The sequence below is a fragment of the Nocardiopsis sp. N85 genome (genome assembly GCF_028882275.1).
GTDB classification, from domain to species: Bacteria; Actinomycetota; Actinomycetes; order Streptosporangiales; family Streptosporangiaceae; genus Nocardiopsis; species Nocardiopsis lambiniae.
In genome coordinates this window covers 42,782-58,446 of sequence record NZ_JARBUT010000024.1, presented here as the reverse complement: position 1 = coordinate 58,446, position 15,665 = coordinate 42,782, and the positions used below count along the sequence as shown (strand labels likewise).

Annotated in this window: 13 protein-coding genes, 2 tRNA genes and 1 pseudogene; 12 read left to right on the top strand and 4 right to left on the bottom strand. The window is 73.8% G+C overall.

Annotated features, from left to right (window positions below; translation table 11 throughout):
• Positions 1–21: 21 nt before the first annotated feature.
• Positions 22–1,233 (bottom strand): hypothetical protein, encoded by a 1,212-nt coding sequence (locus PWG71_RS25205; RefSeq protein WP_274812488.1) that lies wholly within the window; start codon positions 1,231–1,233, stop codon positions 22–24.
• Positions 1,234–1,674: 441 nt separating this feature from the next.
• Entirely contained in the window at positions 1,675–2,832 is a 1,158-nt protein-coding gene (locus PWG71_RS25200) for a hypothetical protein (RefSeq protein WP_274812487.1), read from the bottom strand.
• Between the two features lie 431 nt (positions 2,833–3,263).
• Here PWG71_RS25200 and PWG71_RS25195 point away from each other — a divergent pair, with 431 nt between their 5' ends.
• From PWG71_RS25195 to PWG71_RS25185, 3 genes are all read left to right on the top strand, one after another.
• Positions 3,264–4,160, top strand: a complete 897-nt coding sequence (locus PWG71_RS25195) for an N-acetylmuramoyl-L-alanine amidase (protein WP_274812486.1) — start codon at positions 3,264–3,266, stop codon at positions 4,158–4,160.
• 714 nt (positions 4,161–4,874) lie between these two features.
• Complete coding sequence (locus PWG71_RS25190) at positions 4,875–5,561, top strand: DivIVA domain-containing protein (protein WP_274812485.1); 687 nt, start codon at positions 4,875–4,877, stop codon at positions 5,559–5,561.
• A gap of 179 nt (positions 5,562–5,740) precedes the next feature.
• On the top strand, positions 5,741–6,673 hold the full coding sequence (locus tag PWG71_RS25185; RefSeq protein WP_274812484.1) for a M48 family metallopeptidase: 933 nt from the start codon (positions 5,741–5,743) through the stop codon (positions 6,671–6,673).
• Between the two features lie 46 nt (positions 6,674–6,719).
• Here PWG71_RS25185 and PWG71_RS25180 read toward each other — a convergent pair whose 3' ends face one another.
• Positions 6,720–7,190, bottom strand: a complete 471-nt coding sequence (locus PWG71_RS25180; RefSeq protein ID WP_274812483.1) for an NUDIX hydrolase — start codon at positions 7,188–7,190, stop codon at positions 6,720–6,722.
• A gap of 237 nt (positions 7,191–7,427) precedes the next feature.
• A complete protein-coding gene (locus PWG71_RS25175; protein ID WP_274812481.1) occupies positions 7,428–8,036 on the bottom strand; it encodes a GNAT family N-acetyltransferase in 609 nt (202 codons plus the stop codon).
• 100 nt (positions 8,037–8,136) lie between these two features.
• Between PWG71_RS25175 and PWG71_RS25170 the strand changes: the two genes are divergently transcribed.
• The 9 genes and pseudogenes from PWG71_RS25170 to PWG71_RS25130 all read left to right on the top strand — a co-directional run bounded on the left by PWG71_RS25170 (position 8,137) and on the right by PWG71_RS25130 (position 15,664).
• Positions 8,137–9,363 (top strand): ROK family transcriptional regulator, encoded by a 1,227-nt coding sequence (locus tag PWG71_RS25170; protein ID WP_274812480.1) that lies wholly within the window; start codon positions 8,137–8,139, stop codon positions 9,361–9,363.
• Positions 9,354–9,428 (top strand) — tRNA-Trp (locus PWG71_RS25165). Before PWG71_RS25170 ends, PWG71_RS25165 begins: the two co-directional genes overlap by 10 nt.
• A gap of 43 nt (positions 9,429–9,471) precedes the next feature.
• Positions 9,472–9,544: transfer RNA gene (locus PWG71_RS25160), tRNA-Ala, on the top strand.
• 100 nt (positions 9,545–9,644) lie between these two features.
• A pseudogene (locus tag PWG71_RS25155) lies at positions 9,645–9,716 on the top strand.
• Positions 9,717–9,795: 79 nt separating this feature from the next.
• Positions 9,796–10,932, top strand: a complete 1,137-nt coding sequence (locus PWG71_RS25150) for a gala protein (protein ID WP_274812478.1) — start codon at positions 9,796–9,798, stop codon at positions 10,930–10,932.
• Positions 10,929–12,152, top strand: a complete 1,224-nt coding sequence (locus PWG71_RS25145) for a hypothetical protein (protein WP_274812477.1) — start codon at positions 10,929–10,931, stop codon at positions 12,150–12,152. Before PWG71_RS25150 ends, PWG71_RS25145 begins: the two co-directional genes overlap by 4 nt.
• Positions 12,074–12,667: a hypothetical protein gene (locus PWG71_RS25140; protein WP_274812476.1), complete on the top strand. Its 594-nt coding sequence runs from the start codon at positions 12,074–12,076 to the stop codon at positions 12,665–12,667. Before PWG71_RS25145 ends, PWG71_RS25140 begins: the two co-directional genes overlap by 79 nt.
• Positions 12,668–12,767: 100 nt before the next feature.
• Complete coding sequence (locus PWG71_RS25135) at positions 12,768–14,477, top strand: hypothetical protein (RefSeq protein ID WP_274812475.1); 1,710 nt, start codon at positions 12,768–12,770, stop codon at positions 14,475–14,477.
• The gene (locus PWG71_RS25130) at positions 14,474–15,664 is read left to right on the top strand and encodes an AAA family ATPase (protein ID WP_274812474.1); all 1,191 of its coding nucleotides are present in this window, start codon (positions 14,474–14,476) and stop codon (positions 15,662–15,664) included. Before PWG71_RS25135 ends, PWG71_RS25130 begins: the two co-directional genes overlap by 4 nt.
• The last annotated feature ends 1 nt before the right edge of the window (position 15,665 follow it).

The following is a 15,665-nucleotide window of genomic DNA, read 5'->3' as shown; positions in this document are numbered from 1 at the left end:
GCGGCGTCCCCCGGCCCGGCGTCAGTCCTCGATCCGGTCGTCCATGGCCGTGGTGCGCTTGCGGGCGAGGAAGGTGGCGGCGGATCCGCCGCCGATCGCCACCACGGCCGCGGTGACCAGGGCGGCCAGGGAGCCGCCGGTCATCGCCAGGTCGCCGTTGGAGCGCTCCTGCGCCTGCGGGGAGGAGCCCGACCGGTCGTCCGGGCTCGCGGAGGCGCCGGCGACGTAGGTGGAGCCCAGCGCCCAGGAGTCGGCGAAGTCGACCGCGAATCCGTTGCCGTCGTCGGCGTCGCCGACCCGCACCGACACGGTGAGCCGGGAGCGGGTGCCCTGCCCCCGCCAGTCCGGGTCCTGGTCGTCGAAGGTCTCCTGGGTACGGAGGAACCGGACCGCGACGGGGACCTCCTCGATCACCTCGCCCTCCTCGTCCAGAACCACCAGGACGTCCTCGACGACGTAACCGTCGCCGGCGTCCTCCAGCGGTTCCAGGGGGACACCGAAGGCGGTGAGGGCGCCGTGCTCGAAGGTGGTGCCGGTCCGGCCGTCGAACCCGGCGGAGGCCGTGGTCACGATGTCGGAGACGGAGATCTCCAGGGTGTTGTCGGCGGAGACCCGGCGTGTGTCGGCGTCGTCGAGCGCGACGACCTCGCCCCCGTCCGGACTCGGGGAGGGGCCGGGGCTCTCCGACTCCTCGCCGAGGAGCGTGTCGTCGCCCTCGGCGGGCGGTCGCTGGGGGCGGGGGCCGTCCTCGCCCTCGGGCGTGGGCACGTCCTGGTGGGGGGCCTCCCCGTCACCGGGGGTCGGGGTCTCCGTCGGGGAGGAGGGGGCCAGGTCGAGATCGGCGGGCACGTCGATCATCCCGAGGGCGACCAGGTCGATCACGGTGAGACGGAGGACCGCGGACTCGACGACGGCGGTGGATCGGGCGCCGTCGTCGTCGATGACGGTGTGGCTGGAGCCCTCGATGTCGATGTAGGGGGCGAGCGGGCCGAACACGTCGGTGGTGTCGCCCCGCTCCTCGTTCTCCCCCCCGAAGCCGACCGCGGTCGAGTAGCCGGCCACGACGTCGCCGTTGGCGGCCCAGGCCTGGGCGTTGCCCCACACGAGCGGGTCCACGGCGGCGGCCGACGTCGCGGCCGCGGGCGCGGGCACGGTCAGACCGAACGCCGCCGCGAGCGCGACGAGCGCGGTGCCGTCGAAGAGGCGGCGTCCTGTCGTTCTGGCGGGGGTCACCACGGCACTCCTGTTGGCTCTGGGGGATGTCCGGCCCTGCGGCCGGCCCGTGACCGGAGCCCGAAGTGACAGGTCACGGGGGGTCGCGTCGGTCTGCGGAGGACCGGTGCGCGACACACGGGGCGGCGGGGGTGACGGCCTTTCCGCCCCGGAGGAGGGGCCGTGCGGGGTGGGAACGCGTGGCACGCCCCCACCGCGAGCCTAACCGCTCGATCACGAAACGGAAACCGTCTCGCGACGCGTGATCGCTCACCGTGATGTTTCGGACACCGGATCAACGAGCCGGGGAGCGCCCGGGTTCCGCCCCTTGAAACGGCCGGGGAGACCGACAGGATCACGGTGTCCGAAATCACGAACGGCCCCGGGGAGGGGATCCCCGGGGCCGGACGTGTCATCGATTCATCGACCGCACGCGGCCGACGACCCGACGGTCATCGTCGACTAGTTGTCGCCGTTCTCCTCGGCCGGAGCCTCGGTGGCGGTCTTCTTGCGACGGGCCAGGTAGGCGGCGGCGCCACCACCGGCGGCGATCGCGGCACCGGCGGCGATCAGGCCACCGATCGGGCTACCGGTCGTGGCCAGGGCCTCGGAGGGCTTGGCGGCCGGCTCCTTCTCGGCGGGCTTCTCGGCGGGCTTCTCCGGGCGCGGCTTCTCCTCGCCGTCGCCACCACCGTTGTCGCCGTCCTCGTCGATCGTCAGGACGCCGGCACCGGTCTCGGCGACGGTGATCCAGTCGACCAGCTCGTCGTCGACGATCATGTTGTAGTCGAGGACGGTGTAGGCGTCGTCCCAGACGTAGCCCTCGAACTCGGTGGGCTCCTCCCACTGGATGACCTCGGGGGTCAGCGAGAAGTCGGTGCCCTCGGGGACGGTGATGTAGTTGACGCTGCCCTCGTTGACCTGACGGTCGACCGAGCCGTCCCACTTCTGGGTGGTGGTGACGGAGACGCCGCTGATGGTCGCCTCGACCAGGACCTCGTCGGAGCCGTCCACCAGGTCGCTGTTGGTCTCGTCCAGCACGAGCGGGGCGAGCGCCTCGTCGGCCTCCTCGGCCTCGGGGGTGGCGCTCGGGGACTCGGAGGGCTCCGGGGAGGGAACGGTCTCGTCGTCCTCGTCGGCCGGCGGCGTGGTGGGAGCGGGCTCGTCGGTGTCGCCCTCGCCGGAGGTGTCGTCACCCTCCTGCTCTTCGGGGGCCTGGTCCTCGGAGGGGCTCGGCTCCTCGGTGGGCTCCTCGGTCTCCTCGTCCTCGTCCTCCTCCTCGTCCTCGATCTCCAGGTCGCCCTCGATGTCGGCGACGGTGATCTGGATGCGGACCGAGGAGACCTGGACCGTGGAGCTGACACCGGAGGCGTTCACCGTGGAGGAGGTGGTGCCCTCCAGGGAGACCCAGCCGTAGTCGACGGAGAAGGAGTCCGCGGAGGTACCGTCCTGGGTCTCGACGAAGCCGGCACCGCCCAGGGAGGCGGCGTAGCCCCAGCCGTACTGCTCCACATCGGCGGCGGCCGGAAGGGCCGTGGCGATGCTCAGCGCACCGAGGGCGGCGAAAGCGGCACCGCCCTGAATGATGCGACGCGCGGCGATCTTGGAAGTGGTCTTCAAATCAATCCTCTAGGGGATCCCGACCCGTGCTCAGCGGATCGACCTGGTCCAGTGCAACGCTCTCGGGCGTGTGCTGCCACGGCGGCGGGGGACTGGGCGCCAGGGTGCGGATGGGGATGGTGGAAGGCGTGGAAAAGCGCCTTCCACCTGGGAGAACAGCGGTCGCGACCTGGACGGAGGGGCCTGCGGAACCGTACGGGAGAGTTCCCGTTTCCTCGTCAATCACCCTACAACAGAGGAAAGCCCGAAAACATCCGAAATTGGATAACAAGCAGATTACAGGGGAAACTCGGCTACACTGAGCAGTGGATCGTATCCGTTCTCAAAATTTTTCCGTATCATGTAAACCAAACCATTGCTCAAGCGTCTTAATAAGAAGGCCTCTACTCCGATAGGGGTGATCCGCCCGGTTCGCCCGGTAGGTTGAGGGCATGCCCGTCTCCGCACCGCCAGGACCCCGGAGCCGCGCCACCCGCGCCCTGTACTCCGCCTCCCTCGTCGTACTCTTCGCCGCCGGCTGCTCGTCGGCCTCCGGAGCCGCGCCCGGCGCCGACCCCACCGCCGCGCTCCCGCTGCCCGCACCCGAGGACGGCTCCTCCGACGGCGGACCCACGGGCACGGACGAACGCGATGAACCCGGCGAGGACGCTCTCGTGGGCGACGGTCCGCTCCACGACCGGATCGTCGTCATCGACCCCGGTCACAACGGCGGCAACGCCTCCGCGACCACCGAGATCAACCGCCTCGTCCCGGCCGGCCCCCGGGAGAAGGCCTGCGACACCGTGGGCGCCGAGACCGGCTCCGGTTACGCCGAGCACCTCTTCAACTGGGAACTCTCCCTCCTGGTCAAGGAACGGCTGGAGGCCGACGGCGCCACCGTGGTCCTCACCCGGGAGGACGACGAGGGCGTCGGCCCCTGCATCGACGAGCGCGCCGAGATCGGCAACGAGGTCCGGGCCGACGCCGCCCTGTCCATCCACGCCGACGGCGGCCCCGCGTCCGGCCGCGGTTTCCACGTGATCGTGCCGGGTGAGGTCGAGGGCTTCACCGAGGACATCGTGGCCCCCTCCCTCCTCCTCGCCGAGGACCTGCGCCGCGAGTACCGCGAGGGCTCCGACATCCCCTACGCCGACTACCTGGCCGAGGACGGCCTGGACGAGCGCACCGACCTCGGCGGTCTCAACATGTCCACCGTGCCGAAGGTGTTCCTGGAGGCCGGGAACATGCGCAACGCGGAGGACGCCGCCCTACTGGAGGACCCCGAATGGCAGGAGCGGGCGGCCTCCGCGATCGCCCGCGGGCTGGCCATGTACCTCATGCGCGACTGACGCTTCACCACGCGTCCGCTGTCGGCCACGAAACCCCTCCGCTATGGCGTGCGCCACGCCCCATCGGCATAATGCGGGCATGAACTCCCCCCGGCGGTTCCGGACTCCGACATCGTGCCGCGCGGCCACCACCGTGGTCAGGTCACCGACCCGCCGCACCGTGCGATCACGACGCCGACCGTCGGCACCGGGATCCGGCCGCACCCGGACACCCCGGCGGGAACCCGGCCGATCGGCTCGGCCGAGCCCGTCTCCACGGAGTTCGACGTGGTCCTGCGCGGATTCGACCGCACCCGGGTCGCCGACCCGGTCGAGAACCTCGCGCGCGACATCGCCCACCTGGAGGCACGCGGCGAGAACTCCGCCGCACCACCCGTTCCCCACCCCGCCCCGACGACCGCCGGCCCTCCCGTGACACGACCGGCGTTCGACGTCGTGCCGCGGGGGTACGAACGCGCACAGGTCGCGGACCTCCTCGACCGGGCGTTCGCCACCCTGACCGCCCGCTCCGGGCCCCCGCCTCCGTCGAGGTCCCGGTCGGAACACCGCACGTCTCCTCGGCCGAGCCCGGATCGGTGGCACTCGACGTGGTCCCGCGCGGCTACGACCGTCGCCGGGTCCACGAGGTGATCACCGACCTCGCGACGCACATCGCGCGGGCGAAGGCACGAGTCGGGCGAGGATGACCACCCTGAGAACCTCGTGAACTGCACAATGGAAACCATGCCTCTGACACCGGCGGACATCCGCGACAAGAAGTTCCACACGGTGCGCCTACGCCCGGGATACAACGAGGAGGACGTCGACGCGCTGCTCGACCGGATCGAGACGACGCTCATCGCCTTGGAGGGCGGCCCGCGCAAGGGTCCGCTCATCACGGCCGACGAAGTGCGCAACGCGCGCTTCCGGACCACCCGGCTGAGCCCGGGGTACCGCGAGGACGAGGTGGACGACTTCCTCGACGTCGTGGTGGCCGATCTGGCCGGACGCGGTCTGGGCCGGTCGGGGGCGATGACCCCGCCGCTGCCACCGCGCCCGGCGGCGACGCACGACCCTCGACCTCGGGACCACCCCCACCAGGAGCCGGCGGGGGGCGGTCGGTCGCCGGGGGCGGCACCGCAGTCCCGGCTGACGCCCGAGCACGTACGGGAGCAGCAGTTCGCGACCACGCGGCTGACCACGGGTTACAACGAGCAGGAGGTCGACGACTTCCTGGACCGGGCCGAGTTCACACTGGAGGTGCTCCAGCGGGGACGGCCCGACCGGGCGACACTGACCTCGGCGGACGTGGAGCGGGTCCAGTTCTCGACCACGCGGGCCCGGCCGGGATACGACCCGGCTCAGGTGGACCGGTTCCTGGACGCGCTCGCCGACGAACTGCGCAGGTACGAGCAGCGCTGAATCGAACGTCCGAAGGAGGCGCGGCCGGCCGGGAGGAACCGGGAAAACGTCGACGCGATCGGTTGTTGACACGCCGTCACGATCTAAGCCCATCCTCGGGGAAGCGGAAAGTAATATTTGGACACAGGGAGTAACCGACCCTGATCTTTCCTGATCCGCGTCCGGAGGGGAGGCCGTCCATGTCCTGTCCCATGCCCGTTCCAGGTCGTTCCCATGGTTGCTCGGCGCACGGGGTGAGCGGCTGCGGCTACGTTCCGGAGAACCGGTACCCGTCCGCCCCGTACTGTCGTTCCGTCCGGCCGGACGGTCGTGGACCCTACGAGCTGGGCGAGGGCGAGGAGATCGTCCCGGCGCCGGCCCATCCGTGGGAGGCGCCCCTGCTGCTCGTGTGCGTCGTCGCGAACCTGGTGGTCCTGGCCTCGGCCGGGCACCTGGTGGGTCTGCTGACCGGGACCTGGCGGGGGACGGTCCTGGTGGTGGTGCTCGTCCCGGCCGTCTACTGGGCGGTGCGGGGGTTGCGCCACGCCCGCCACCGGGCCGAGTCGGTGAAGGTCTCGCCCACGCAGTTCCCCGAGGCCCACCGGATCATCGTGACGCTGTCGACGGCGATGGGCGTGCGCGTCCCCGAGGCGTACGTGCGGGTCGACGGTGGCCCGGCCGACGCGGGGGCGCACGGGCTGCGCCGCTACCTGGTGTTGTCGGGGGAGCTGTTCGACGACGACGGGCGGTTGGGAGATCCCGACGCGTTGGCGTTCGCGGTGGCCCACCAACTGGGGCACGTGGTGGCCGGGCACACGGGGTTCTGGCGCCGGGTCGCGGTACTGGGCGCGGACCTGGTCCCGCTGCTGGGCGCGGCGTTGGCGCGCTGTTCGGAGTACACGGCGGACAACCACGCCTACGCGCACTTCCCGGAGGGAGCGCACACCGTGCGGGCGCACGCGGGCGGGGCCCGGCTGTACCCCCGGGTCAACATGGGCGAGATGGCCGACCGGGCGCGCACGGACCGGGGATGCTCGCTGCTGCTCTACCACCTGTTGTCGCGACGCCCGAGCAACGTGCGCCGCATGGCCGCGTTGCGCGACCGGGGCCGCCGGGGCCGGATCTTCCTCTGAGGGACCGTCGCGGCCGGTCGCGGCGCCCGGACCCGGCGAAGGCGGATCAGCGGACGTAGAAGGGTTCGGCGCGGGACTCTCGGGCGTAGCCGATGCGGTCGATGATCCGCGACGACATGGCCGGGAGTGCGTCGGGCGCGAACCAGCCGACTTCGAGGGTCTCGTCGCCGCTCACGTCGGGGGCGCCGCCCACCGGGCGGCAGCGGAACGCCAGGTCCAGGAACTGGACGCGGTCTCCGTTGGGATAGACGTAGGGGTCCTCGCCGAGCACGCTGACCAGCCGTTCGACCTCGACGATCAGGCCGGTCTCCTCGCGCGCCTCGCGCACGACCGCCACCGCGGGCTGCTCCCCCGGTTCGAGGATGCCGCCGGGAGGGGCCCAGCGACCGTCGTCGGCCCGCCGGTGCAGCAGCACGTTGTCGTCGGCGTCCAGCACGACGGCGGTCACCCCCACCAGGGGGACCAGGGCGGGGCCGATCTGGCGGCGCAGCTCGCGCAGGAACTCGGGAACGGGCATACCCCGAGGCTAGGGCATCTCCCCCGGACGCCCACCCCGCCGCGCGACGCCCCGGTGCGCCCACCCCCGGGAGGCCCTCGACGGGCGGCCACGGCCGACGGCACCCTCTTCTGCGGCGTTCTCATCGGTCGACCGGAGAGACCGCCCCGTCTCCTCCTTCGTCCTTGCGGCGGACACGCTCGCCCACCCCCGGGAGGCCCTCGACGGGCGGCCTCCGACACGGCCGCCCCGGGCCCCTCACGGGCACGGCACGCCCCGACCCCCACCCCCGCGCGCGGCACGGAACGCGGCGTACTCGTCGGCGAGGATCGACATGAGGATCGCGTCGTGCCACTCCCCGTCCCACCGCAGGGCCTGGCGCCACACGCCCTCGCGGACGAACCCCGACTTCTCGTAGGAGCGCCGTGCCCGGGGATTGAAGTCGAACACCTCCAGGGCGACCCGGTGCAGGCCCGCCACCGTGAAGGCGTACTCCAGGACCAGATCGGTGGCGGCGGTGCCGTAGCCCTTGCCGGTGACGGCGGTTCCGCTGAGCGCGATCCGGTAGCCGACCGACGCGTTGTCGGGATCCAGGTCGATGAGCGCGCACTCGCCCACCGGCGCGCCGCCGACCCGTTCGAAGACGACCCAGTCGGCGCGGTCGTGGTGGTCGGGGCGGGTGCGGGCCCACTCCGTCAGTTCCTCCTCGGTGAACTCGCGGTGGGTACCGGTGAGGCGACGCACCTCCGGGTCCATGTCCAGTGCGGCGGCGATGAACGGGACTCCGGTCTCGGCGTCGAGCGGGCGGAGTTCGACCGCTTCGCCGGTGAGGACGGGCTGGTCGCGGAAGACGTCTGCGGGGATCACGCACGCGATCCCACCATCGATCCCGGATGCCCGGCAAACGGTTTTCGGTCCGCCCGGTACGATCCGGACACGGCAGCGGTCCGTTGACGAGGGAGGCCCCGTGTCGATCGGTTCGGGAACGGTGGGTCTGCGCACGGTCCGCGAGGCCAATCTGGGCGTCGTGCTGCGCACCGTCCGGGAGTCGGCGCCGTGTTCGCGGGCGGCGGTGGCGGCGGCGACCGGTCTGAACAAGACGACCGTCTCCAGCCTGGTCGCCGATCTGATGGCGCGCGGCCTGATCCGGGAGACCGGGGAGACCGCGCAGAACGGGGTGGGCCGTCCCGGGGTGCTGCTGGCCTTGGACGACTCCTCGGTGGCGGCGCTGGGCCTAGAAGTCAATGTCGACTACCTGTCGGTGGTGGCGGTCGACCTGGTACAGCGGGAGCTGACGAGTCGGCACATGCCGTTCGACGCCCGAGCGGCGGGGCCCGACGAGAGCGCGCGGCGCATCGTCGCGGCGCTGCGCGAGGTGATGGCCGATCCCTCGGTGCGGGGGCGGACCGTGGTCGGCGCCGGGATCGCGGTGCCGGGCCTGGTGGACGCGCCCACCGGGACCGTGCGCCGGGCACCGAACCTGGGCTGGTCGGACTTCCCCCTGGGTGCGCGGACGGACGTGCTCGGTTTCCCGGTGCGGGTGGACAACGACGCCAACCTGGGGGCGATCGCCGAGTACCGGGTGGGATCCTTCGCCGGTACGCCCGATCTGGTCTACGTCACCGGTGAGGTCGGCATCGGCGCGGGGGTGCTCACCGGTGGTTCCCTGCTGCGCGGGGCCGGCGGGTTCGCCGGGGAGCTGGGGCATCTGGCGCTGGGGCCGGACGGCCCGGAGTGCTCGTGCGGGCGGCGCGGGTGTCTGGAGGCGTCGGCGGGCATCGGCGCGATCCTGCGCGACGCGGTGCCCGACCTGGCTCCGGAGCGTCCGCTGCCCGGCGCCGACGTGGCGGCGCTGGTGGACGCGACGGTGGGTCGGGCCGTGGCCGGGGACGGGACGGCGGTGTCCGCGTTGGAGCGGGCCGGCATCCGGTTGGGCCAGGGCCTGGCGGCACTGGTCAACCTGGTCGACCCGGGACTGGTGCTCCTGGGCGGGTACTTCGTGCCCATGGGGCCGTGGTTGTTGCCGTCGTGCCGGACCGCGCTGGCGTCGGGGGTGTTCGCGCCGGACGCGGGCGGGTGCCGGGTGGAGCCGTCGTCGCTGGGGTTGAGCGCGGCGGCGCGGGGCGGGGCCGCCGGGGTCATCCACGCCCTGGACTCGGGTGCGCTACCGTTGCCGGCGGCGGTGGGACCGTAGCGCAGAGGTCGTCGCGCCCGGTCTCCAGAACCGGGAGGACGCCGGTTCGAATCCGGCCGGCCCCTCCGTCCCCTCCTCCCTCCGTTCCCGCTACCCTCGTCGCGTGGCGGGGGCGTAGCGCAGAGGTCGTCGCGCCTACACGGCATGGAGGAGGACGTCGGTTCGAATCCGACCGCCCCCGCCGCCCCGGTTCCTCTCCCACCCCGCACATGCGAGAACGCCCCAGAGCCGGGGCGACACCGACGCGTCACCGGCGGGTATCGCTAGACTCCCTGCTCGGCAGGGCCGTAGCGCAGAGGTCGTCGCGCCGGACAGCGAGTTGGAGGACGTCGGTTCGAATCCGACCGGTCCTGCCGCCTTCTCTTCTTCACGTCCGGAGGCCTCGGTCGGCTCCGCCCACCGGCCCGAGCACGATCGAGCGGTGGAATGGTGATGACCGAAAAGACGCCCGTACGCTGCCCCGCCATCGAGCACCCCGATCTGCCCCGGGCGGATCCGGCCGCTCTGGAACCGCTGCTGGCCAGGCTGGCCGATCCGGCCCCGGTCACGGAGGACGAGACGTTCCCGTCGGGGACGTTGCGCCCCGACGGTCGGGTGGACCTGTGCAAGCAGGGTCTGGGACCGCCCGGTGCCCGGCGGGTCGTCCCGGCCGCCGCGACCTCGCCGCACGCCGCCCACCTCCTGCTCGGCACCAACGCCATCGGGTCGGAGGGCGCCCGCGTGCTGGCCGACGCCCTCGCCGGTGAGCACGGCCTCCAGACCCTCTACCTGGGCTGCAACCGGATCGGCGCGGACGGTGCGGTCGCCCTCGCCGACCGGCTCGCCGACGACGACACCGTGCGGGCCCTGTGGCTCAAGCGCAACCCGGTGGGCGACGAGGGCGCGCGTGCGGTCGCCGGGGCACTGGCCCGCAATCGCCGCCTGCGCTCCCTGGACCTGGTGAACACCGGGGTGGGCGCCGAGGGGCTGCGGTCCCTGCTGGAGACGCTGGTGGTCCGTGCGGCCCCGATGGAACGACTGTTCCTGGGCGGCAACGGGCTGGGCCCCGACAGCGCCGCCCTGCTGGCCGCGTTCCTGCGCGACGCCGGGGTGCGCGAACTGTACGCGCCCGCCAACCACCTCGGCGACGAGGGCGCGCGGACGATCGCCGCCGCCGTCGCCGACCTGGACCGCCCGGTGACCCTGGGCCTGGGCGGCAACGGCATCGGCGCGGAGGGGGCGTTCGCCCTGGCCGGGGCCCTGGGCGGCATCGAGGCGCTGGACCTGGGACGGCCCCGGTCGCAGCGGGCGCTGGGCGCCCCGTCGAACGAACTGGGCGACGCGGGTGTGACGGCGCTGGCCGAGGCCATCCCGGACAGCCCGCTGCGCCGTCTGGAGGTGCGCCACACCGGTTTCGGTTTCCCGGCCGCCTCCGCGCTGTCCGACGCGGTGGCCCGCAGCGGACGGATGGAGTACGCGGGGCTGGGGCCGGGGCTGCCGCGCCGCACCAAGCGGACGATCGCCCGCCACCTGCGGCCCGCCCGGGGCGCGCACGACGACCTGCGCGCGATCGGGAGCCTGTACCGGTGACGTCCCCGTACCGTCACCGCTCGGCGTCGCACCGGCCGATGCGGGCGGCCGGGCTGCGCAAGGGGCGCCGCTACGGCGTGCCGCGCGCCATGATCGAGCGCGCCGCCGAGCGGCGGCTGGCGGGCGACTGGCTCGGGGCCTGCGCGGCCGCCGACATGGCGGTCGACCTGGACCTGCGGGCGCTGCGGCGCGGGTACGGCGCGGAGTTCGCCGGGACCCTGCTCGACGACCTCCGGAACCTGGTCCCGGACCTGGTGCGCTGGCACTTCCCCCGGTTCTGGCACGGGGACGGCCGCCTGCTGCCGTTGCAGCGGCTCCTGCTGTCGCGCCCCGGCGGGGACGGGGGTCCGTGGCTGTCGGTCCGCCAGGTCGACTGGCGCGTCCACGGGGCCCGGCGGCTGGTCCTGGAGGTGGCGGAGCACTCCTGGGAGGACACGATGCCGGTGCGGGCCGAGTCCGACCACCGGGTGGAGTACTGGGAGAACATCCCGCACGTGTGGGCGACCGGGCGGCACCTGTGGGACTCCCGGCGCGTGGGCGAGGCGCGCGAGCGCTGGGGCGGCGACGCCCACCGGGCACCGTTCCTGCACCCCGACGGCGCCCCGCGCGCCCTCGGTGAACTCCCCGCCGCCGACCCCGGGCCCGAGGACCCGGTGGCCCGCGCCGAATGGATCGAGGTCCTCCACGAGACCGGACGGGTCGCGGAGGCGTTCGCCGCCGCGGGGATCGACCTCGACACCTCCCCCGTGGAGATGGAGTGGGGCGACCCGGTGGACCCGGTGGAGGCCCTCTCCTACGCGCCGCTGTCGGTGTCGCGGCTCGCCGCCGAGGTCGAGCGGCTGGACGCGGCCGGGCTGGGCGACGAGCACTGGTTCCCCTACGACGCCCACAGCCGCTTCCGGATCCGGCGTTCCGGGGACGGGGCGACGTCCCTGTGGCTGGAGAAGGCCGAGGCCGGGCGGGCCCGCCGATCCTCGCGGAGGCGTGCCGGAACCGCCCGATCGACATCGACGTGCTCCGTGACGGTGCGGTCTCCCCCGACGAACTCCACCCCCTGGTGCGCGAGGCCCTCGCCCCCGCTCGCGGACCCGCCGGGGGTCCCGTCGGACCGCCCGATCCGGACCCCCCGGGCCCGGTGCGGGTGCGCTGTCGGGGTGAGTGGCACACCGTCGTCCTCGGCGTCGACGGGCCGGCCGTCCCGCACGACGAGGACGAGCTGAGGCGCGAGGCGGCCCTGCGCGCCCTGGGCGGGAGGAGCACCGGCTGTCACGCGGTCCGCGAGGCCTGGGCCACGGGATCCGGGCGGTTGCCCAAGGCGCTGCGCCTGTTCCGCGACGACCTGTTCGAACGGGTGCGGCACGGTGACACCGAGGCGGCCCTGCGCCATCTCGACGCCGGCGGCGACCCCCGCGTCCGTGATCGGAGCGGGCGGACCCTGCTGCACCACATGCACCTGCTGGACCACGAGGCACTGCTGCCACGGCTGCTGGAGGCGGGCGTGGCGGTCGACGCCCGGGACTCCGAGGAGCAGACACCGCTGTTCCGGACCACCCGACTGGGCGGCCCCCCGGCGCTGGCCCGAGCGCTGTTGGCGGCGGGCGCCGCCACCGAGGGGATCGGCGGCGACGAACGGCACGGGGACACCTTCGAGGAGGCCGTCGAGTGGCGCTCCCCGCTGGTCGAGGATCCCGAACAGTCGGACTGGGAGGCCCTGTTCGACGAACTCGACCTGTGAGCCGCCGCCGGAAAAGGCCGTGCGAGACTCCGGGAGCGCACGAAAGGATGTCCGGGAACGAACGGCGCGCGTGGGACGCGCCGATGGAGGGAACACGCTCGTGAAGTCCTCGAATCGCCGCCCCGGATCGGAGTCGCACCACCCGGAGCGGGCCGCGCGGGCGCGGCGGATCCGGCGGTACGCGGTGCCGCGCGCCATGATCGAGCGCGCCACCGAACGCCGCCTCGCCGGGGACTGGCGCGGCGCCTGCGCCGCCGCGAACACGGACGTCGCCCTCGACCTCGACGCCGTGCGCCGTGAGCGCGGCGCGGAGTTCGCCGAGGCCCTCCTCGACGACCTCCACCACCTGGCCCCCGACCTGGTCCGCTGGCACTTCCCCCGGTATCCGGCCGTGGACCGCACGTCGGTGGACTCCGACGTCCCCGTGGTCCTGTCCCGGCCTGGGCGGGACACGGGCCCCTGGCTCGTCGTGCTCCCCCTGCGGCACGCGATCGTGGCGCCGCAGCGCCTCACCCTCGCCCTGGCCGATGACGTGTACGACGCGCTGGGGGTGCGCCCGTCCCGCGTCCGGCCCCGCCCCCGGTCGTGGACGGCGGCCCGCTACCTCTGGGACGCGCGGCACGTCCACGAGACCCGCGAGCGCTGGGGCGGCGGACCCGACCGAGCACCGTTCCTGCACCCCGACGGCACGCCCCGCGCCCCCGACGAACTCCCCACCGCCGACCCCGGAACCGGCGACCCCGCCGCCCGCACCGAATGGATCGAGGGCCTTCACCGGGCCGGGCGCGTCACCGAGGCGTTCGCCGCCGCCGGCATCGGGATGCCCGAGGAGGAGTGGACGCGGACCCGGCGGTGGATGTGGACGGGGGTCTCGCCGGCCCGGATCGCCCTGGAGGCCGCCCACCTCTTCGTTTCCGGGGCCGTGCCCGGGGACATCGGCCTGCACGGACGGGTGCGCTTCGTGCCGGGCTCCGCACCGGGCCCGCCGTCCATGGAGCCCCTCCCCGCGAAGCCCGCGGACCGGGCTCCGGCCGAAGTGCCGTGGGAGTTCCCGCCGGACGTCGACGCGGTCCTGTCCGGTGTGTCCCCCGATCACCTCCACCCCGTCGTGCGCGAGGCCCTCGCCCCCGCGCGACCGCCCGCCGACGGTCCCGTCGGCCCGCCCCCGTGGGAACCCCTCGGGCCGGTCCGGGTGCGCTGTGGAAGGGAGTGGCACACCGTCGTCCTCGCGAGCGGCGGTCCGGCCATCCCGCACACCGAGGAGGAACGCCACCGCGAGGCGGCCCTGAGCGCCCTGGGCGGGAGGAGCACCGGCTGCTTCGCGGTCGCCACCGCCTGGGCCACCGGACGCGGACGGCTGCCCAAGGCGCTGCGCGCCCACCGGGCGGCGCTCTTCGAGCACATCCTGCACGGGGACGCCGAGGCCGTCCTGGCCTACCTCGACGCGGGCGGCGACCCCCACGTCCGCAACGGGGAGGGGGACTCCCTGCTCCACCACCTCACCCATGTGGACCACCGCGTCCTGCTGCCGCGTCTGCTCGACGCCGGACTCGACATCGACGACGCCCCGTCACCCGGGGACACCCCGTTGAACCGGGCGATCCGGTACGACGACACCTTTCCCCTGGTCCGGGCGCTCGTGGCGGCCGGGGCGCGCACCGACCGGATCGGCACGGGCTGGAGGGCCCCCACCTCCCTGGAGGCGTTGATCCGCCGGAACCTGGAGGAAAAGCGCTATTCCGTCCCCGGCCCCTGGGAGGATCTGCTGCGCGAACCGGAATCCCCGAGCGATCATCGGAAGAGAACGTGACCATCACCGACACACCGGCGCCGTTGGCGGCAGCCGACGACCTCACCCGACAGCTCCTCGACCGGCGGACCGAGCCCGCCGAGAACCCCCAGCTGGAGGCGCTGGCCCTGGCGGTCACCGCCAACCTGCCCGTCCTGCTGTGGGGCGAGCCCGGCATCGGCAAGTCCGCCGGGCTGGAGCGGCTCGCCACCGAGCTGGGACTGCCGCTGGAGACCGTGATCGCCAGCGTCCACGAGCCCTCCGACTTCTCCGGCCTGCCCGTGGTCGGCGACGACCCGGCCCGCGACGGCGTGCCCATGGCGCCCCCGGCGTGGGCGGTGCGGCTGGCCGCGCGGGGCACCGGGCTGCTGTTCTTCGACGAGCTGTCCTCCGCTCCGCCCGCCGTTCAGGCGGCCCTGCTGCGGGTGGTCCTCGAACGCCGGGTCGGCAGCCTGGAGCTGCCCCCGGCGGTGCGGATCGTGGCCGCCGCCAACCCGCCCTCCAGCGCCGCCGACGGCTGGCACCTGGCCCCGCCGCTGGCCAACCGGTTCGTACACCTGCGCTGGACGCACGACCCCCGGACCGTCGCCCGCGGCATGACCGGGGTGTGGCCCGCCGCGTCGATGCCGCTGGTCGCCCCCGACCGGGTGTCCACGGCGATCGCTCGGGCGCGCGGGATCGTGTCCGGCTTCCTCACCGCCCGCCCCGGTCTGGCGCACAGCCTGCCCGAGGACGCCGAGGGGCGGGGCGGCGCATGGCCGTCCCCGCGCTCCTGGGAGATGGTGCTGCGGCTGCTGGCCACCGCGTACGCCGCCGACGCCTCCCCGGAGGCGACCTCGTCGGCGGTGGTCGGCGCGATCGGCGACGGGACCGGCTTGGAGCTGCTGTCCTACATGGAACAGCTCGACCTGCCCGACCCGAACCGGGTGCTCGCCGACCCGAAGGCGTTCGCGCTCCCCGACCGGGGCGACCGGCAGCTGGCGTTCCTGACCGCCGTGGTGTCGGCGGTGCGCAGCGAGCCGACCCGGCGCCGCTGGGAGGCGGGCTGGCACGTGATGGCCAAGGCCGTGGAGGCGGGGGTGCCCGACGTGGCCGCGCGGGCCGCCACCGACCTGGCGATGATGCGCGACCCGGCCTGGCCGGTGCCCGAGGACATCGACGCCTTCGTGGACCTGCTGCGGCTGTCCGGCGCGCTGCCGGGGAGCTGAT